Genomic DNA, 18094 nt, shown 5'->3' with positions numbered 1-18094 from the left:
ACCCGAGACCAGGAGCGCCCCGGTGACCATCAATGACCTGCAGAACGAGTTCCACGGCCTCCCGGTTGTGGAGTTCCCCATCGACACCGATGCTGCCCCCGCCGTGCCCGGGCAGGGCCCGGTCGCCTGGCGTATCTCGGTTCCCACGTACGACGCCGAGATGTCGTGGCCGGAGGCGTTCGAGAAGTTCCGTGCCGCGGTGGACCCGTCGACCGTGCAGGCGATCGTCGTCGGAAGCTGGGCCGATCCGTACGAGGAGAGCTCCGCCGACGTCGTGAAGGCGCTCGTCGAGGCTGCCGGGGAACTGCCGGCGCTGCGGGCGCTGTTCCTCGGGGACATGACCTTCGAGGACTGCGAGATCTCGTGGATCGTGCAGTCGGACGTCACCGCCCTGCTGACCGCGTTTCCCCGGCTCGAGCATCTGGGGGTGCGCGGCGGCACCCAGCTGGCGCTGACCCCGGTCCGGCACGAGCACCTGCGCCGCCTGGTGATCGAAACCGGCGGCCTGTCCGCCGACGTGGTCCGGGCGGTGGCCGCGTCGGATCTCCCGGCGCTGACCGACCTGGAATTGTGGCTGGGCGACGAGAACTACGGCGCCGATTCGACCGTCGACGATCTCGCCCCGATCCTCGTCGGGGAGAAGCTGCCGCAGCTGACGCGCCTCGCACTCGCGAACAGCGAATACGAGGACGACATCGCGGCCGCTGTCGCGACCGCGGCGATCGTTCCGCGGCTGCGGGTCCTGGACCTGTCCAAGGGCGCGCTGTCGGATGCGGGCGTCGAGGCACTGCTCGCGGGGCAGTCGCTCACCCACCTCGAATCGCTCGACCTGCACCACAACTACCTGACGGGCGGTGTGCGCGAACGCGTCCGGGCGGTTCTCGAACCGGCCGGCGTGCAACTGAACCTCGACGGCGAGGACGCCGAGGAGGAGGAGTACGGCGGCACCATCTACCGGTCGGTCGCGGTCAGCGAATGATCCGTCCCCGCCTGGCGGTGGTGGGTAACCCGGACAACCGCCGCGTGACGATGCTGCTCGACGCCGCGGCCCGCTCCGGACTGCCCGCCCCGCGGGTGGTGTCCTGGCGCGAGGTACTCACCGGCGGCGGGGCCCGGTTCGACGCCGACGAATGGGTGCGCCTCGACTCGCCCGGCGAGGATCCCGAGGTGGACGCACTGCTGCGCGGGCCCGGGGACCCGACCCGGATCGCCGACGGCCCGCGGTGGTACGCGTCGCTGCTCGCCGCGGTCGGCACGCTGCGCGGCGGGCGCCGGCTGACCGATCCGGACGATCTGGCGGTGCTGTTCGACAAGCGGCGGTGTCACGCCGCCCTCGCGAGTAATGCTGTGCCGGTGCCGATCTCACCCACTTCGGGCGGCGACGCACCCGCGCCGCGGAGCTGGCCGGAGGTACGCGAGTTGGCCACGGCCGCCGGGTTGCGGCGGTTCTTCGTCAAACCCGCGCACGGATCGTCCGCGGCCGGGGTGGTTGCCGTCGAGACGGCTTCCGGTGGCCGGGTCCAGGCGCGCAGCAGCGTGGAGATCACGGCGGACGGGGTCTACAACTCGCTGCGCGTGCGCCGACTCACCGACGAGGCCGAGGTGGGCGCCCTGATCGACGCGCTGGCCGGCGAACGCCTGCACATCGAGGCCTGGTTGCCGAAGCCGTCGCGGCGGGGGCGCACCGCCGACCTGCGGGTGGTGGTGGTCGCCGGGCGGGCGACCCACGCGGTGCTGCGCACCAGCGCCCACCCCATGACCAACCTGCACCTCGGCGGGCAGCGCGGTGATCTGCAGACCGCGCGGGCTGCGTTCGACTCGGCCGGATTCGGCTGGGACAGGGCGCTCGCCGTGGCGGAACGGGCCGCCGCCTGCTTCCCGCGCACCCTGTGCGTCGGTGTGGACCTGCTGCCCGCCGCGAACTGGCGCGATGCCGCGGTCGGTGAGGTGAATGCGTTCGGCGACCTGCTCCCGGGCCTGACCGGACTTCCCGGCCGCGCCGACGGGCTCGACACCTACGCAGCGCAATTGGCCGCGATCGAAGGATGGGCCGATGCTGCAGCAGCCTGACATGAACACCGTTGTCGGCTTCGACGACATCCTGCTGATCACGCTCGACACCCTGCGCTACGACGTGGCCTGCGAACTCGCGGCCGCCGGTCGGATCCCGAACCTGGCGCGGCACCTGCCCGGCGGGCGGTGGGAGGAACGCCACGCCCCCGGCAGCTTCACCTACGCCTCGCACCAGGCGATGTTCGCCGGATTCCTGCCCACTCCGGTGGGGCAGGGGCCGCACCCGCGCCTGTTCGCGGCCGAGTTCGGTGGCAGCGAGTCCACCGCGGACGGCACCTTCGTGTTCGCGGAGCCGAATCTGGTCGCGGGCCTCGCGGCCGCCGGCTACCACACGGCGTGCATCGGCGGTGTCGGCTTCTTCAACCGCCGTGGCGCGCTGGGCTCGGTGCTGCCCGACCTGTTCGACGAGGCGCACTGGTCTCCCGAACTGGGGGTGACCTCGCCGACCTCGTTCGAGGCGCAGGTGGATCTGGCGGCGCGGGTGGTGTCCGAGCTACCCGCTGAGCGTCGGCTGTTCCTGTTCGTCAACGTCTCGGCGCTGCACCAACCGAACTGGTTCTTCGCCGAGGGCGCCACCGCGGATCACGGGGACAGTCGGGCGACGCACGCGGCGGCCCTGGAGTACGTGGACCGGCACATCGGGCGGCTGTTCGAGGCGGTGTCGCGCAGACGCCGCTGTTTCGCGATCGTGTGCTCCGACCACGGCACCGCGTACGGCGAGGACGGCTACACCGGACATCGACTGGGGCACCCCGTGGTGTGGACGGTGCCCTACGCCCACTTCTTCCTCGAGGGACCGCGATGACCGCCGTTGACCTGCCCCTGGCCGCGCGACCGGCCGCCGTCGCCGCGGATTACGTTGCGCCGTATCAGAACTACGTGTACGCGTATCCGCACAAGACCGCGTACCGCGCGCTGGATCCGCGCCCGGCCCTGACCGAGCTGTGGGCGGACGAACCGCAGGACGCGCTGTCGCTGTACCTGCACGTCCCGTTCTGCGAGGTGCGCTGCGGCTTCTGCAATCTGTTCACCCGCGTCGGCGCGCCGGACGAGCTGACCACCCGCTACCTCGACGCCCTCGAGCGGCAGTCCGAGGCGGTGCGTGAGGCGCTGGCACCGTCCGCCGGATTCGCGACGGCGGCGTTCGGCGGCGGGACCCCCACCTACCTGACCGCGGCCGAGCTGAACCGGTTGTGCAACATCGCCGAGAGCGGCATGGGCGCCGATTTGAAGGCGATCCCGCTGTCAGTGGAGGCGTCACCGGCCACCGCCACCGCCGATCGGCTCGCCGTGCTGGCCGAGCGCGGTGTCACCCGGCTCAGCCTCGGCGTGCAGAGCTTCGACGACACCGAGGCCCGGGCCGCGGTCCGGCCGCAACGGCGCGCGGACGTCGAGGCGGCCCTCGGCCGCATCCGGGACGCCGCGATCGAGGTCCTGAACATCGATCTGATCTACGGAATCGACGGCCAGACACCGGATTCCTGGATCGCCTCCCTCGACGCTGCGCTGGCCTGGCGTCCCGAGGAGCTGTACCTGTACCCGCTGTACGTGCGGCCGCTGACGGGTCTGGCCCGCCGCGGCGCCGGGCCCGATCCGGAATGGGATGCGCACCGACTGGACCTCTACCGCCGCGGGCGCGATCATCTGATCGCCTCGGGCTACGTCCAGGAGTCGATGCGCATGTTCCGCCGCGCCGACGCGCCCGATTGCGGTCCGAACGACTACGCGTGCCAGACCGACGGGATGATCGGCCTCGGTTGCGGCGCAAGGTCGTACACCCGGGAGTTGCACTACTCGTTCGACTACGCGGTCGGTGCGCACGAGGTGCGCGCCATCATCGACGACTACGTGGCGTGCACGGTCGAGGACTTCCGACACGCCGTCGTCGGTCACGCGATGACCGACGACGAGGCCCGACGCCGGCACCTGCTGCAGTCGGTGCTACAGGCCGCGGGAATGCCGGTGGCGGACTATCGTTCCCGCTTCGGTGCCGATCCGCACGAACATTTCGGCGTCGAGCTGCAGCGGTGGTCCGAGCGCGGATGGCTCCTCGCCGACAGCGGCCGAATGCGGCTGACCGAGCTGGGTCTGGCGTACTCCGACGCCCTCGGGCCGGAGCTCTTCTCGCCGCAGGTGCGGGCCGCCATGGCGGAGTACGAAGGCCGCTGACGATGCTGACCATCCTGTACCGGGGGCCGCTGGCGTCCTGCGACTACGACTGCCCGTACTGCCCGTTCGCCAAGCGCCGGGACACCCCCGAGCAGCTGCGCGCCGACCGGGCCGCGCTCGAGAGATTCTGTGCGTGGGCGGAGGACCAGGATCGGGAGCTGTCGATCCTGTTCACCCCCTGGGGGGAGGGACTGGTGCGGTCCTGGTACCGCCGGGCCCTGGTGACTCTCTCCCGGCTGCCGCACGTGCGCAGGGTGGCGATCCAGACCAACCTCAGCTGCCGCACCGGCTGGCTCGACGACGCCGACCGCGACGCGGTCGCGCTGTGGTGCACGTACCACCCCGGTCAGACGCCGCACGACCGGTTCCTGACCAAGACCGCCGAACTGACCGCGCTCGGCGTGCGGTTCAGCGTGGGTGTGGTCGGGCTGCCGGAGCATCTGGCGGCCGCCCGTCGGCTGCGCGCGGAACTCCCGGATTCGGTGTATCTCTGGGTCAACGCCGCCGAGGGGTACCGGTATACCGATGCAGACGCGGCCGACTGGATGGGGATCGATCCGCTCTTCGAGTACAGCCGGCATCCGCATCGGACGCGGGGGCGTGCATGCCGCACGGGGGACTCGGTGGTCTCCGTCGACGGTGCCGGCACGGTCCGACGCTGTCACTTCGTCCCCGAGGAGCTGGGCAACCTGTACGACGGCTCCTACCTCGAGGCACTGCGGCCGCGCCCCTGCCCGTTGGACGTGTGCGACTGCCACATCGGCTATGTGCACGCCGAGCAGCTTCCGCTGTACGACGTCTTCGCCGGCGGCGTGCTGGAACGGATTCCGGCGGAACCGGTCTGGCTGCCGCTCCCCGCGCGGCGACCGCGGCAGTCGCCGCCCGCCGCCGAGGCCACGGTCTAGCGCTCGAGCCGCCGCAGTGCCGAGCGGGCCGCGTTGTATCCGCCCATGCCGTGCACACCGCCGCCGGGCGGCGTCGAGGCGGAACAGATGTAGACGCCGGGGATGCCGGTCGAGTACGGGTCGAGCGCGATCCGCGGCCGGGTGAGCAGCTGCACGGGGTCGTTGGCGCCGGACGCGATGTCGCCGCCCACGTAGTTGGGGTTGTAGAGCGGCATCTCGGCCGCCGAGCGGCTGAAGCTGCCGACGATGCGTTCGCGCGTCCGCGGGGCGAAGCGCTCGATCTGGTTCAGGATCGCCTCCGTGGCGTCGCCCGTGTAGCCATGCGGCACATGGGCATACGCCCACACCGGATGCACGTTGCCCGCCGAGCGCGACGGATCGGCCAGGTACTGCTGGCCGAGCAGCACGAAGGGACGTGCCGGCATGCGGCCGCGGTGCAGATCCCGTTCGGATGCGGCGATCTCGTCGAGGGTGCCGCCCAGATGGACGGTGCCGGCTCGGCGGCACGCGTCGTCGCGCCACGGGATGCCGTCCTCGACGGCCAGGTCGAGCTTGAACGCGGCCGGGCCGTACCGGTATCGCCGGTATGCGCGGGACACCCCGGCCGGCAATCGGGTTCCGGCCAGGTCGGCGACGCCGGTCGGGGAGAGGTCGAGCATCGTGACGTCGGCGCGCGGGAGTTCCCCGAGCGATCGGACCCGGCGGCCGGTCTCGATCCGACCGCCGTGCGCGCGCAGCAGCGACGCGAGTGCATCGGTGATCGAACGAGAACCACCGCGCGCGACGGGCCATCCGTAACGGTGCCCTGCCGCGAGCATGAGCAGCCCCGCCGCCGAGGTCGTCGGTCTGGTCAACGGGTAGTAGCCGTGCGCCGCGACGCCGCCGAACAGGGCGCGTGCCTGCTCGGTTTGCCAGCGTCGCCCCGTCAGGGTCGCCGGCATCAGGGCGTCGACACCGAAGCGCGCCAGGGTGATCGGGTGTCCCGGTAGATGCGCGATGGGACGCAGCACCTCCTCGGCGAGGTCGTCGAAGTGCGCGGTGAGCGGTGCGAACAACCGTCGCCACGCCGGGCCGTCGGGGCCGAGTCGGTCGACTGTCAGCCCGAGCGACCGGGTGAACACGCCCGCGACGGCGTCGTCGAGCGGATGCGCGAGATCGACCTCGGGGTACCGCCATTCGAGTCCGTGTGTCGTCAGGTCGACCGATCGGAAGAACGGCGACGCCACGCCCATTGGGTGCACGGCGGAGCAGTCGTCGTGCAGCAGGCCCGGCAGGATCCGTTCGGTGGTCCGGGTGCCGCCACCGATGGTGTCGGTGGCCTCGTAAACGGTGACCGCGACGCCGCGGAGCGCGAGCGTCACCGCCGCGGCCAGTCCGTTGGGGCCGGCGCCGACGACGACGGCGTGGGTCACGAGATGCTCCGGTGGCGCAGCCACGCCGACACCGAGGGCGCGAACAGCAGCGCGGTGCCGGCGACCGCGAGGGCGGCCTGCAGCAGCGGCGCCCACGTGAGCGTCATGAACGAGACGTCCCCGGCATCGGCCAGCAGGTTCCACGCGGTCACGGATGCGATGGCCGTGAGCGCGCCGACGAGCGTGAGCCACACGCGGGCCCGGCCACGTCCGGTCCGCAGGCGCACCAGTGCGAACAGCGCCGCCAGCACGAGGAGCATGCCGATGCCGCCGACCGCCAGCATGCTGAGCGCCGCGGCCTGGTCCACCGCGGTGGGATCAGCCGTCGGGTTCCGGGCCGACAGACCCGCGGCGAGCGCGTCGGTCACCGCCCCGTAGTCGACGGCGAGGACACCGACGACGGCCGCGAACACCGCGAACGACGCCGCCCACGCGGTGAACGCCGCGGTGAGGGCGTGCGGTGCGGGCCCCGGGCCGATGCCGAGGGCGTGCAGAGGGGTGACGACGACGTCGGGGCGCGGTGGTTGTGGTGCCCGGGGGCGGGGCGGTGCCGACGCGCCCGGCGCCTCGGATGCCTCGGATTCGCCGGTGGTGTCCACGCCGCGATCGTATCGAGTGTGCGTGCCGCGGCCACGAGTTCCGGGGGATCGACGACTCGGGAACAAACTCGCATCCCGGCCCGTTGAGCCTTTCGAGAACCTGAGTGAGAGTGACTCAAGTTTGGAATTGACTTCGACCGGGGTCGGATGCAAACTTGAGCCGGATGCGCTCACCTGAGGTTCATCAGTTCAGCGTAGGGAAGTAAAACTGCAGCTCACGAAGCTGCAAAGAGGGAAGTGAGGATCACTATGGCTCGTGCGGTCGGAATCGACCTCGGGACCACCAACTCGGTCGTGTCTGTGCTCGAAGGCGGCGAGCCCGTAGTGGTCGCCAACTCCGAGGGCTCGCGCACCACCCCGTCGATCGTCGCCTTCGCCAAGAACGGTGAAGTGCTCGTCGGTCAGCCCGCCAAGAACCAGGCGGTCACCAACGTCGACCGCACCATCCGCTCGGTCAAGCGCCACATCGGCACCGACTGGACCGTGGAGATCGACGACAAGAAGTACACGCCGCAGGAGATCAGCGCCCGCACGCTGATGAAGCTCAAGCGTGACGCGGAGGCGTACCTGGGTGAGGAGATCACCGACGCCGTGATCACCGTGCCGGCGTACTTCGAGGATTCGCAGCGTCAGGCCACCAAGGAGGCCGGGCAGATCGCGGGTCTGAACGTGCTGCGCATCGTCAACGAGCCGACGGCGGCCGCGCTGGCGTACGGCCTGGACAAGGGCGAGAAGGAGCAGACCATCCTGGTCTTCGACCTCGGTGGTGGCACCTTCGACGTGTCGCTGCTCGAGATCGGTGACGGTGTCGTCGAGGTCCGTGCGACCTCGGGTGACAACCACCTCGGTGGCGACGACTGGGACGAGCGTGTCGTGTCGTGGCTGGTCGAGAAGTTCAAGGCGCAGAACGGCATCGACCTGACCAAGGACAAGATGGCCCTGCAGCGTCTGCGTGAGGCGGCGGAGAAGGCGAAGATCGAGCTGTCGAGCTCGCAGAGCACCTCGATCAACCTGCCCTACATCACGGTCGACGCGGACAAGAACCCGCTGTTCCTCGACGAGCAGCTCACCCGCAGCGAGTTCCAGAAGATCACCTCGGATCTGCTCGATCGCACCCGCAACCCGTTCCAGCAGGTCATCAAGGACGCCGGCATCAACGTCGGGGACATCGACCACGTCGTGCTCGTCGGTGGCTCGACCCGTATGCCCGCCGTTTCGGATCTGGTGCGTGAGCTGACCGGTGGCCGCGAGCCCAACAAGGGCGTGAACCCGGACGAGGTCGTCGCGGTCGGCGCCGCCCTGCAGGCCGGTGTCCTCAAGGGCGAGGTCAAGGACGTGCTGCTGCTCGACGTCACGCCGCTGTCCCTGGGTATCGAGACCAAGGGTGGTGTGATGACCAAGCTGATCGAGCGCAACACCACGATCCCGACCAAGCGCAGCGAGACGTTCACCACCGCCGACGACAACCAGCCGTCGGTGCAGATCCAGGTGTTCCAGGGTGAGCGCGAGATCGCCTCGCACAACAAGCTGCTCGGATCGTTCGAGCTGTCCGGTATCCCGCCGGCCCCGCGCGGTGTGCCGCAGATCGAGGTCACCTTCGACATCGACGCCAACGGCATCGTGCACGTCACCGCGAAGGACAAGGGCACCGGCAAGGAGAACACGATCAAGATCCAGGACGGCTCCGGCCTGTCCAAGGAGGAGATCGACCGGATGGTCAAGGACGCCGAGGCGCACGCCGAGGAGGACAAGGCCCGCCGCGAGGAGGCCGAGGTCCGCAACCAGGCCGATTCGCTGGTGCACCAGACCGAGAAGTTCATCAAGGACTCGGAGGACAAGGTTCCGGCCGACGTCAAGGAGAAGGTCGAGGCCGCGATCACCGAGGTCAAGACGGCACTGGCCGGCACCGACCTCGCCGCCGTCAAGGCCGCGGTCGAGAAGCTGTCGACCGAGTCGCAGGCCCTGGGCCAGGCGATCTACGACGCGCAGGCCGCCGACGCCGCCGCGTCCGGTAATGGCTCCGGCCCGGCCGACGACAACGTCGTCGACGCCGAGGTCGTCGACGAGCCGAGCGATCAGGACAAGAAGTGACCGCCGAGAACCCCGAGCGTGAACCGGTGACGGTCGACGATCAGGTCGCGGGCGCCACCGCCCAGGCCGCCTCACAGGAGGCGGCCGGGGCCGGCGCGGCCGAGACGCCGGAGACGGACGAGCTGACCGCGATCACCGCCGAACTCGAGAAGGCCAGCACCGAGCTGGGCTACGCGAAGGCGGAGATCGCCAACATCCGCCGCAACTCGCTGGCCCGGATCGACCGGGCCGTCGAGGACGAGCGAGCCTCTGTGGTGAGCAAGTTCCTCGACCTGGTCGACGACCTCGACCGCGCTCGCGCACACGGGGATCTCGAGACCGGACCGCTGAAGGCGCTGTCGGACAAGCTCTCCGGAGTCCTCGAAGGTCTCGGCCTCGCCGGCTTCGGCGAGGAGGGCGAGGCGTTCTCCCCGGATCTGCACGAGGCCGTGCAGATGGAGGGTGACGGCGACAACCCCGTCCTCGGTGCCGTGCTGCGTAAGGGTTACCGCCTCGGTGACCGGGTTCTCCGGACGGCGATGGTGACCGTCACGAACGGCGAGCCTGCGTCCGATGCGGTGGCCGAGTAGCTAGACAGGAAACGACGAAAGGAGGAGGCACCCAGTGAGCCAACGGGAGTGGATCGAGAAGGACTTCTACAAGGAGCTGGGTGTCTCTTCCGACGCCTCCGCCGACGAGATCAAGAAGGCGTACCGCAAGCTGGCCCGGGATCTGCATCCCGACGCCAACCCAGGTGACGCCAAGGCGGAGGAGCGTTTCAAGGCGGTCAGCGAGGCCAATGCGGTTCTCACCGATCCCGCGAAGCGCAAGGAGTACGACGAGGCCCGCCGCTTGTTCGCGAGCGGCGGCTTCGGCCCCGGCGCCGGATACTCCACCGGCGGTGGTGGATTCGGCGGCGGCAGCTTCGACATCAACGACCTGTTCGGTGGCGGTGTCGGCGGCGACGGCGGCCTGGGCGACATCTTCGGGGGCCTGTTCAACCGCGGTGGGGGTCGGACCACGGCGAGTTCGCGTCCCCGGCGGGGCAGCGACGTCGAGACCGAGACCACGCTCGAGTTCCGGGAGGCGGCGCAGGGCGTCACCGTCCCGCTGCGCCTGACCAGCCCGTCACCGTGCACGACGTGTCACGGCAGCGGCGCGAATCCCGGTACCAGCCCGCGGGTGTGCCCGCGCTGCAACGGAACCGGTGTGGTCAGCCGCAACCAGGGGGCGTTCGGGTTCAGCGAGCCGTGCGACGACTGTCGCGGCACCGGGTCGATCATCGACGATCCGTGCACCGACTGCCACGGCAACGGCGTCACGAACCGCACCCGGACCATCACCGTCCGCGTGCCGTCCGGCGTCAGCGATGGCACCAAGATCCGGCTCGCCGGCCAAGGCGAGGCCGGGCTGCGCGGTGCACCGTCGGGCGACCTGTACGTCACCGTGCACGTGCGCCCCGACAAGGTCTTCGGGCGCAACGGCGACGACCTGACGGTCGTCGTGCCCGTCAGCTACGGCGAACTCGTGCTCGGCACCACGGTGTCGGTGCCGACGCTGGAAGGCCATGTGGGCGTGAAGGTTCCGGCAGGAACGGCGGACGGACGTATTCTGAGGGTGCGAGGGCGCGGTGTGCCCAAGCGCGGCGGAGGATCCGGAGATCTGCTCGTCACCGTGAAGGTAGCGGTGCCGCAGAAGCTCGACGATCCCGCCAGAGAGGCGCTCCAGGCGTACCTGGAGGCGGAGAAGGCCAGTGGATTCGATCCGCGGGCAGGATGGGCCGGCGCCTGACGGGCGTCGAACCGATCGAACGGGTGAACCATCATGAGCGACAAGCCACGCAAGCAGTCGGAGGTCCCACCGGACCCCGATGCTCGGGTGTTCGTCATCTCGGTGGCCGCCGAATTGGCCGGCATGCACGCGCAGACTCTGCGCAACTACGACCGGCTCGGGCTGGTCATTCCGCACCGTACAACCGGTGGCGGACGCCGGTATTCGCCGCGGGACGTGGCGCTGCTGCGTGAGGTGCAGCGCCTGTCCCAGGACGAGGGCGTCAACCTCGCCGGCATCAAGCGCATCATCGAACTGACCAACCAGGTCGAGGCCCTGCAGAACCGTGTGGACGAACTCGCCGCCGAGATCGCACGCGTCCACGCCAGCTACCGACGCGACCTCGTCCCCATTCCGCGCAGCAACGCCATCGTCGTCTGGAAGCCGCGCAACGAGCGCTGACCGCGTCTCCACGGCCACGCCCGGTTGCCGGGCCCTCACCCGGATCACCCGCCACCTTTCCCACACCATGTCGACACGACCGACGAAGCGACCGCCGTCGCGGATCGTCCGTTGCGTGTCGGGGCGGGGCAGCCCGGCGCGGACGAGCGCCAGCCGGGTCCGCGTCTCCCACGGGGACTCAGCTCCCTCGTCGGAGTCCTCGATCACACTGCGCAGGTAGAGGGCATCGACGGCCTCCACGGCGCGGTCGAGTGATCCCGGGCGGTGGGCGCAGATGGTCGGTTGACGCGAGTACACCGGGCGCTGCGCCGTCGATCCATTCGGTGCCCCGCATAGCGGCGGCGGACGTGCCGGCGAGTACCCCGCGCCCGCCCGACCAGTGCCATACCGCGAGAGCGCGGATCCGGGCGTTGACCTCGACGTCGTTGTGCACGTAGGTGTCCGGGTAGACGCGGGTGTAGTGACGTCGGAGTCCGCGCCGGCTCACCAGTCCTCGATCGAGCGCTCGGGTGCCACGGAACGGTACGAGTAGTGCAGTCATGGCCTCACGCTCGTGCTGCCTCCCGACACGAACCGTCCCCGAAGCCTCGGGTCGAACGCACCTGTGGAAACCGCTCGCCTGTGGACAACTCGCGCGCACCAGCCGGTGAACGCGAGTTCATCGCACGCTTCGACGCCGAAAGTGTGCCGTGAACTCCCGTTCAGGGCTTCGCGGGTGCGGCGGGCGGCAAGTTAACAGCCGCGAAAAAGTTCCACCGAGTTTCCCGCCTCGCGGTATGCCCGTTTGACGTTATCTACGTCACACTCCTATGCTCCGATCGAGCAGGTGCTTGGTGAATCGAGCACTTGCTTGGTGAGATGTGCCCGGCAGGTCGGAACCTCAGGTTGCCGCACGTGGTCCGGGCCTTCTTGTGTCCGATCGAACCAAGCGAGCGCTTGGTTCGGTGTGTTTCGGGTGTCCTAGGAGGGCAGTCATGGGAAGTCGGCGTCCAGTTGTCGTTGCAGCGGTAGCCGCTACGTCCGTCCTGGCTCTTGCAGGTTGCAGCAGTGCGGACTCCGCCGAGGCCGGCGGCGCCGATCAGCCGTATCGGGTGCTCGTCACAGGCGGCATCAGCGCGCAGGGTGTGCTCGCGGCCAACGCGCAGACGTCGATCCTCGCGACCAAGGCCGGCGTCGAGGTGCAGAACCAGGTCGGCGGCATCGGCGGCCGACAGATCGAGCTGACGGTCGTCGACGACGCCGGTGACGCCACGATCGCGGTCACCAAGGTGCGCGAGGCCATCAACAAGCAGAAGCCCGACCTGGTCCTCAACTCCGGCCCGTCGTCCGTCGGTGCCGCGGTGCTGCCGATCCTGAAGCAGAACGACATTCTGTCGTTCAACGTCGCGCCGACTCCGGATTCGACGGACCCGTCGAAGTTCCCGCTCAACTTCGACCTCGCGCCCGGTGCCGCCGACAACGCCCGCGGCATCGTCGGATACGCGAAGGAGAAGGGCTACAACGACATCGGCGTCATCCACGGCAGCACCGCCTATGGCGAGCTGTTCGGCAAGGAGATGACCTCGGCGCTCGAGACGGCGGGCCTGAAGCAGGCCGGCAACGAGGAGTACGAGTCCACCGCGCTCGACATGACCGCGCAGCTGCAGTCGCTCAAGAACGCCGGCGCCAAGGCCCTCGCGCTCGACGCCTACGGCGCCCCGCTCGGGTACGTCCTGCAGAGCATGCAGCGTCTGGGGTGGGACGTGCCGCTGATCGGCAACACGTCGGTGTCGAGCACCAGCCTGGTCGCGAACGAGCCGCCGAACGGCGTTCTGGGCACCCCCGAGGTGAAGAACCTTGTCTCGCAGGTGTTCACGAGCACCGTCTACGACCCGAACAACGCGACGGTGAACAAGATGGTCGACACCATGGCGTCGCTGGGCACCATCTCGTCGACGCTGATCATCGCCGACAACTACGACGCTTTCCCGCTGGTCGCCGCGGCCGCCGAGAAGGCCGGCACCACCACCGACGCCGAGAAGCTGGCCGAGGCGCTCGAGACCGAAGAGGTCCAGAAGAACGCCCAGACGGCCTTCCTGTCGCGTTACAACTTCACCGCCGACAACCACGGCCCGAACCCGACGCAGGACGAGATGCAGTTCATCGCGCCCACCAAGGTCGTCAACGGGCAGTTCGGCAACCCGCAGGCATGACTTCCATGAACCTCGTTCCCCGGACTCGGAGGAGGGACCCGCGATGACCATTCTGTGGTCGGGGCTTGCCCTCGGCGCTGTGTATGTGCTCGTGGCCATCGGGTACAACATCGTGTTCGTCTCGTCGAACACGTTCAACTTCGCGCAGGCGCAGTTGATGATGGTCGGAACGTTCGTCGCGTACACGGGCCTGGTGACGTTGAAGCTCCCGGTGCTCGTGGTCGCCGTCATGGCGACGGTGACGGTGATGATCCTCGCTGCGGTCGAGGAACTGGTGGCGATCAGACCGGTCGCCGACCACCAGAACCAACTGGTCACGACCTTGGGTGCGGCGACGCTGCTCAACGGTGCGACCCAGCTGATCTGGGGCAGTGAGCCGCTCACGGTGCCGTTCTTCGGATCCAACGATCCGATCACGTTGCTCGGTGGCCGGACGTATCCGGTGGAGATCGCGCTGCTGGTGCTGTCGATCGTGCTCGTGATCGGGCTGGGTCAGCTCAGCAAGCGCACCATGACCGGTCTCGCGCTCATGGGTGTCTCGGAGGACCGCGAGGCCGCGATGCTGCGCGGCGTGAACGTGCGTCGAATCGCGATGGGCGCGTTCGCGTTCTCCGGTGCGCTCGCCGGCGTCCTCGGACTGTTCGTCGGCCCCAAGACGTTCGCGGTCGCGACGCTCGGTGCCGCGCTGGCCCTCAAGGGCTTCGTGGCGCTGGCCATCGGCGGCTTCGGTTCGCTGCCGGGCGCGCTGATCGGCGGTCTCACCGTCGGCCTGGTCGAATCGTTCACCGCGCTGTGGGCCGGTAGTCAGTACAGCAACATCGCGGTGTTCGTGGTGCTGATCGTCATCTTGATGGTCAAGCCGGCCGGACTGTTCGGCACGGTCAAGGAACGGGTGGTGTAGCCATGCAGCTCTGGCGAACTCTCCGCGCGATCCCCAGCTGGATCTTCGCGCTCGTGTTCGGCGCCGCGGTCTTCGTCGCGCCGATGCTCGGCCTGGACGCGGCCAACACGCGCCAACTCCAACTCGCGTGCATCCTGGCGCTCGTCGTCAGTGGTCTGAACCTCAGTCTCGGCTACGCGGGTGAACTCGCGCTGGGCCAGGCCGCGATGTATGCGGCCGGTGCCTACACCGCCGGCCTGATGTCGCAGGCCGGGCATACCGAGATCCTGCTGCAGTTGGTCGCGGCGGGCGCGGTTGCGCTCGTGGTCGGCATCGTCACCGGCATTCCCGGTCTGCGGCTGGGCAGTTGGTCGCTGGCCATGACGTCGTTCTTCCTGATCCTGTTGGTGCCCGACATCCTCGCCATCTTCGGTGGCAAGACCGGCGGCCGGAACGGACTGTCCGGCATGGAGCCGCCGACACTGTTCGGACAGGACATCGACAAGGACTTCTACTACGTCGTCGTCGCGGTCACGATCCTGTGGTTCGTGGTGATGCGTAACCTGGTGGTCTCCCGTCACGGCATCGCGTTCCGCACGCTCAAGCAGTCGCCGGTGCTCGCGCAGTCCCAGGGCGTGTCGGTGTTCCGGATGAAACTGCTGGGCTACGCGATCGGTGCACTGCCCGCCGGCCTCGCCGGCGCGCTGTTCGCGAACACCGACCTGTTCATCTCCCCGGAGGCGTTCGGGTTCACGTTCGCGACCGCGGTGCTGGCGGCGTCGATCCTCGGCGGTTCGGCGAGCGTCTACGGTGCGGTGATCGGTGCGGCCATCATGCAGTTCGGCCCGAACCAGTCCACCGCGTTCCAGGAGTACTCGCTGCTGTTCTACGGCGGCTTCCTCATCCTCGGCGGCGTCCTGCTCTCCGGCGGTCTGACGAAGGTGTTCCGCAACCTGGCGACCAAGCTGGACCGCAAGGCGGGCATCGGGGTGGCGCCGCGGCCGGCACCACGCGATCCGGGGGAGGTGCCCGTCGTGGCGCCGATCGCCGGCTCCGCGCTCGAGGTCGACGGCATCTCGAAGGCGTTCGGCGGCAACCAGGCCCTGAAGACGGCGACGCTGCGTGCCGAGGCGGGCAAGGTCACCGCGCTGATCGGACCCAACGGTTCCGGCAAGACGACGATGCTGAACATGATCTGCGGCTTCTACACCGCGGACGCGGGACGCATCGTCATCGGCGACACCGAGGTCCAGACGTTTTCGTCGCATCGGGTGGCGCGGGAGGGCGTGGCCCGCACGTTCCAGACGCCGAACATCCCCGACAACGTCACCGTGCTCGAAGCGGTCGCGTCGGGTCGGTACATGACCGACCGTGCCTCGATGCTCTCGGCGGTGCTGCGGCTGCCGGGCTTCCGTAGGGTCGCGAAGGCGGACATCGCCGAGGCCGAGCGGGTGCTCGAGCTGGTCGGGATGTCGCACCTGCGTAACGAGGTCGCGACGTCGCTGCCGCTGGGCATGCGGCGCATGCTCGAGGTCGCCCGCGCGGTGATCGCCGAGCCGCGGGTGCTGCTGCTCGACGAGATCGCCTCCGGTATGGACGAGGACGAACTCGTCCGGCTGTCGGTCCTGATCCGGGCGCTGCGCGACGCCGGGGCCACGGTCCTGTTGGTGGAGCACAATTTCCGTCTGGTCCTCTCGCTCGCCGACACCATCGTGGTGCTGGCACAGGGACAGGTCATCGCGTCCGGTCCACCGGAGGAGATCGAGCACCACCCGCGGGTACTGAGCGAGTACCTCGGAGTCGATCCCGACAGTGGTACGGCGGCCGAGCTGGAGAAGGTGGAGTGATGGAACCGGTTCTGAGCGTGAAGAATCTGCAGTCCGGTTACGGCGACCTGCGGGTGGTGTGGGACGTCTCGTTCGACGTCTACCCGGGCCAGGTCACGGCGCTGCTGGGCCGCAACGGCGCCGGCAAGACCAGCACGCTGCGCGCGATCTCCGGCCTGAACAAGGTCCACGGCGGCACCATCGAGATGGACGGCCAGGACATCTCCGGTGTCGCCGCCCACCAGCGGGTGCGTCGCGGGATGGCGTACGTGCAGGAGGGCAAGCGCGTCTTCCACAAGCAGACCATCGAGCAGAACCTGCTGCTCGGCGGTTACACCCGGAAGATGCGGCGCAGCGCGCTCGAGCCGGACGTCGAGCGCATCTACGAGATGTTCCCGATCCTCCGCGAGAAGCGGAACCTGTTGGCGGGCTCGATGTCCGGTGGCCAGCAGCAGATGCTGGCGATCGGCGCGGCGCTGATGTCGAACCCGACGCTGCTGCTGCTCGACGAACCGTCCGGCGGCCTGGCGCCGGTCATCGTCAACGAGGTGATGGAGCGGGTGCAGTTGCTCAAGGAGACCGGCCTGGCCGTCCTCCTCGTCGAGCAGGCCGTCGAGGCGGCGATGAGCGTCGCCGACCACGTCACCGTCCTCGACATCGGCAAGGTCGTCATGGACTCACCGGCATCGGAGATCGACGACATAGCAGTGCTCGAGGACGCGTACTTCGGTCGCGTCTGACCGGCAACCCTGAACGGGAGTTCACGGCACACTTCATTCGCGAACCCGTGCCGTGAACTCCCGTTCAGTGCTTTGTGGACAGGAAGAGAAGAGGGAAACGTGGGGATCGGACTGGACGTCTTCGGCGCCGAACGGTTCTACGGCGGCGACCACCGCGGGGTGCCGGACCTCGACGCGATGACCGCGTCGGCGAAGGTGGCGTGGGAGTGGCCCATCGTGAAGGCATCGCTGGAGGACGGATGACACGTTCGGTCGGAGACCGTGCAGGCAATGGCGTCAAGGATCTCCCCGCGTCGACGCTCGACCGGCTCTCGTTGCTGCTCGACAGTTTTCACGGCACCGCCCGGCTGACGTTGACCGAACTGTCGCGTCGCACAGGCATTCCGAGAACCAGCACACACAGGATGCTCGACCACCTGGTGAGAACGGGGTGGCTGAGCCGAATCGGCGCCGAGTACGAATTGGGATCCAGGCTCGTCGAGGTCGGTGTCCGGGCCCTGTATCGGAATCGGTTGGACCGTGCCGTTGACCCGCTTCTGCGCGAACTTCACCATGCCACCGGGCATGTCGTGCATTTGGGGGCACTCGACGGATCCGACGTCGTCTACATGGAGAAAGTGGGCGGCCGATCCGCGCCCGAACTCCCGACGCGGGTCGGAACGCGGATCCCGGCGCGGTCGTCGACGATCGGCAAGGCGCTCCTGACGACGGCTCCGCGAACGGCCCGCGGTCGGCTCGGTGTCGCGTTCGGTACCTGCCCGTCAGGGATGGGCTGCATAGGCGTCCGTGTCGGATCGCTCGACGGGGTCGAGATGGGGCTGTCGATCAGTGGTCCGCTGAGTCGTGTGAGATTCGATGACCGGGACGCCGCCCCGGTGCGATTGGCGGCTGTCGCCATCGGGCAGTTGCTGGATCTCATCGATGTGGTCCGCGAATCCGCCTGAACGGAATCATGGACTTCGGTCGAGGAGTTCGGGCCAAGGCCGGCGTCGGTGG

Annotated in this window: 17 protein-coding genes; 15 read left to right on the top strand and 2 right to left on the bottom strand. The window is 69.0% G+C overall.

What is annotated here, in order from left to right:
• Positions 1-22: 22 nt before the first annotated feature.
• From ABTV10_RS21500 to ABTV10_RS21480, 5 genes are read left to right on the top strand one after another with little or no spacing between them, the layout of a single operon-like run.
• On the top strand, positions 23-979 hold the full coding sequence (locus ABTV10_RS21500; protein WP_499030218.1) for an STM4015 family protein: 957 nt from the start codon (positions 23-25) through the stop codon (positions 977-979).
• On the top strand, positions 976-2070 hold the full coding sequence (locus tag ABTV10_RS21495) for an STM4014 family protein (RefSeq protein WP_499030216.1): 1095 nt from the start codon (positions 976-978) through the stop codon (positions 2068-2070). The genes ABTV10_RS21500 and ABTV10_RS21495 overlap by 4 nt, the downstream gene beginning before the upstream one ends.
• A complete protein-coding gene (locus ABTV10_RS21490; protein WP_499030213.1) occupies positions 2054-2878 on the top strand; it encodes an STM4013/SEN3800 family hydrolase in 825 nt (274 codons plus the stop codon). Before ABTV10_RS21495 ends, ABTV10_RS21490 begins: the two co-directional genes overlap by 17 nt.
• A complete protein-coding gene (locus tag ABTV10_RS21485; protein ID WP_499030211.1) occupies positions 2875-4242 on the top strand; it encodes an STM4012 family radical SAM protein in 1368 nt (455 codons plus the stop codon). The genes ABTV10_RS21490 and ABTV10_RS21485 overlap by 4 nt, the downstream gene beginning before the upstream one ends.
• Positions 4243-4244: 2 nt before the next feature.
• Positions 4245-5147 (top strand): STM4011 family radical SAM protein, encoded by a 903-nt coding sequence (locus tag ABTV10_RS21480; protein ID WP_499030210.1) that lies wholly within the window; start codon positions 4245-4247, stop codon positions 5145-5147.
• Here ABTV10_RS21480 and ABTV10_RS21475 read toward each other — a convergent pair.
• The gene (locus ABTV10_RS21475) at positions 5144-6583 is read right to left on the bottom strand and encodes a phytoene desaturase family protein (RefSeq protein ID WP_499030208.1); all 1440 of its coding nucleotides are present in this window, start codon (positions 6581-6583) and stop codon (positions 5144-5146) included. The two genes, ABTV10_RS21480 and ABTV10_RS21475, sit on opposite strands and share 4 nt — an antisense overlap.
• Positions 6556-7158, bottom strand: coding sequence for a hypothetical protein (locus ABTV10_RS21470; RefSeq protein ID WP_499030206.1), 603 nt, complete (start codon positions 7156-7158; stop codon positions 6556-6558). Before ABTV10_RS21470 ends, ABTV10_RS21475 begins: the two co-directional genes overlap by 28 nt.
• Positions 7159-7407: 249 nt before the next feature.
• Between ABTV10_RS21470 and dnaK the strand changes: the two genes are divergently transcribed.
• The 10 genes from dnaK to ABTV10_RS21420 all read left to right on the top strand — a co-directional run bounded on the left by dnaK (position 7408) and on the right by ABTV10_RS21420 (position 18042).
• Positions 7408-9249, top strand: coding sequence for a molecular chaperone DnaK (gene dnaK, locus ABTV10_RS21465; protein ID WP_499030203.1), 1842 nt, complete (start codon positions 7408-7410; stop codon positions 9247-9249).
• Positions 9246-9818, top strand: coding sequence for a nucleotide exchange factor GrpE (grpE, locus tag ABTV10_RS21460; RefSeq protein WP_499030201.1), 573 nt, complete (start codon positions 9246-9248; stop codon positions 9816-9818). Before dnaK ends, grpE begins: the two co-directional genes overlap by 4 nt.
• A gap of 34 nt (positions 9819-9852) precedes the next feature.
• The gene (gene dnaJ, locus ABTV10_RS21455; RefSeq protein ID WP_433607343.1) at positions 9853-11019 is read left to right on the top strand and encodes a molecular chaperone DnaJ; all 1167 of its coding nucleotides are present in this window, start codon (positions 9853-9855) and stop codon (positions 11017-11019) included.
• Between the two features lie 33 nt (positions 11020-11052).
• A complete protein-coding gene (locus ABTV10_RS21450) occupies positions 11053-11460 on the top strand; it encodes a heat shock protein transcriptional repressor HspR (RefSeq protein WP_433607341.1) in 408 nt (135 codons plus the stop codon).
• Between the two features lie 974 nt (positions 11461-12434).
• Complete coding sequence (locus ABTV10_RS21445) at positions 12435-13652, top strand: ABC transporter substrate-binding protein (protein ID WP_499030199.1); 1218 nt, start codon at positions 12435-12437, stop codon at positions 13650-13652.
• A gap of 43 nt (positions 13653-13695) precedes the next feature.
• A complete protein-coding gene (locus ABTV10_RS21440) occupies positions 13696-14553 on the top strand; it encodes a branched-chain amino acid ABC transporter permease (RefSeq protein ID WP_433607337.1) in 858 nt (285 codons plus the stop codon).
• Positions 14554-14555: 2 nt separating this feature from the next.
• Positions 14556-16379, top strand: coding sequence for a branched-chain amino acid ABC transporter ATP-binding protein/permease (locus tag ABTV10_RS21435; RefSeq protein ID WP_499030197.1), 1824 nt, complete (start codon positions 14556-14558; stop codon positions 16377-16379).
• Positions 16379-17098 carry an ABC transporter ATP-binding protein gene (locus tag ABTV10_RS21430; protein WP_499030194.1) on the top strand — a complete coding sequence of 240 codons (720 nt, stop codon included), beginning with the start codon at positions 16379-16381 and terminating at the stop codon, positions 17096-17098. The genes ABTV10_RS21435 and ABTV10_RS21430 overlap by 1 nt, the downstream gene beginning before the upstream one ends.
• 99 nt (positions 17099-17197) lie before the next feature.
• Positions 17198-17341, top strand: a complete 144-nt coding sequence (locus ABTV10_RS21425) for a hypothetical protein (RefSeq protein ID WP_499030192.1) — start codon at positions 17198-17200, stop codon at positions 17339-17341.
• A complete protein-coding gene (locus ABTV10_RS21420; RefSeq protein WP_499030190.1) occupies positions 17338-18042 on the top strand; it encodes an IclR family transcriptional regulator in 705 nt (234 codons plus the stop codon). Before ABTV10_RS21425 ends, ABTV10_RS21420 begins: the two co-directional genes overlap by 4 nt.
• Positions 18043-18094 lie beyond the last annotated feature (52 nt).

It is taken from the genome of Paraburkholderia sp. RHO2, from assembly GCF_050955445.1.
GTDB lineage: Bacteria > Actinomycetota > Actinomycetes > Mycobacteriales > Mycobacteriaceae > Prescottella > Prescottella agglutinans_A.
Note: the sequence above shows the minus strand (reverse complement) of the source record. Positions and strands in the feature narration are given on the sequence as shown.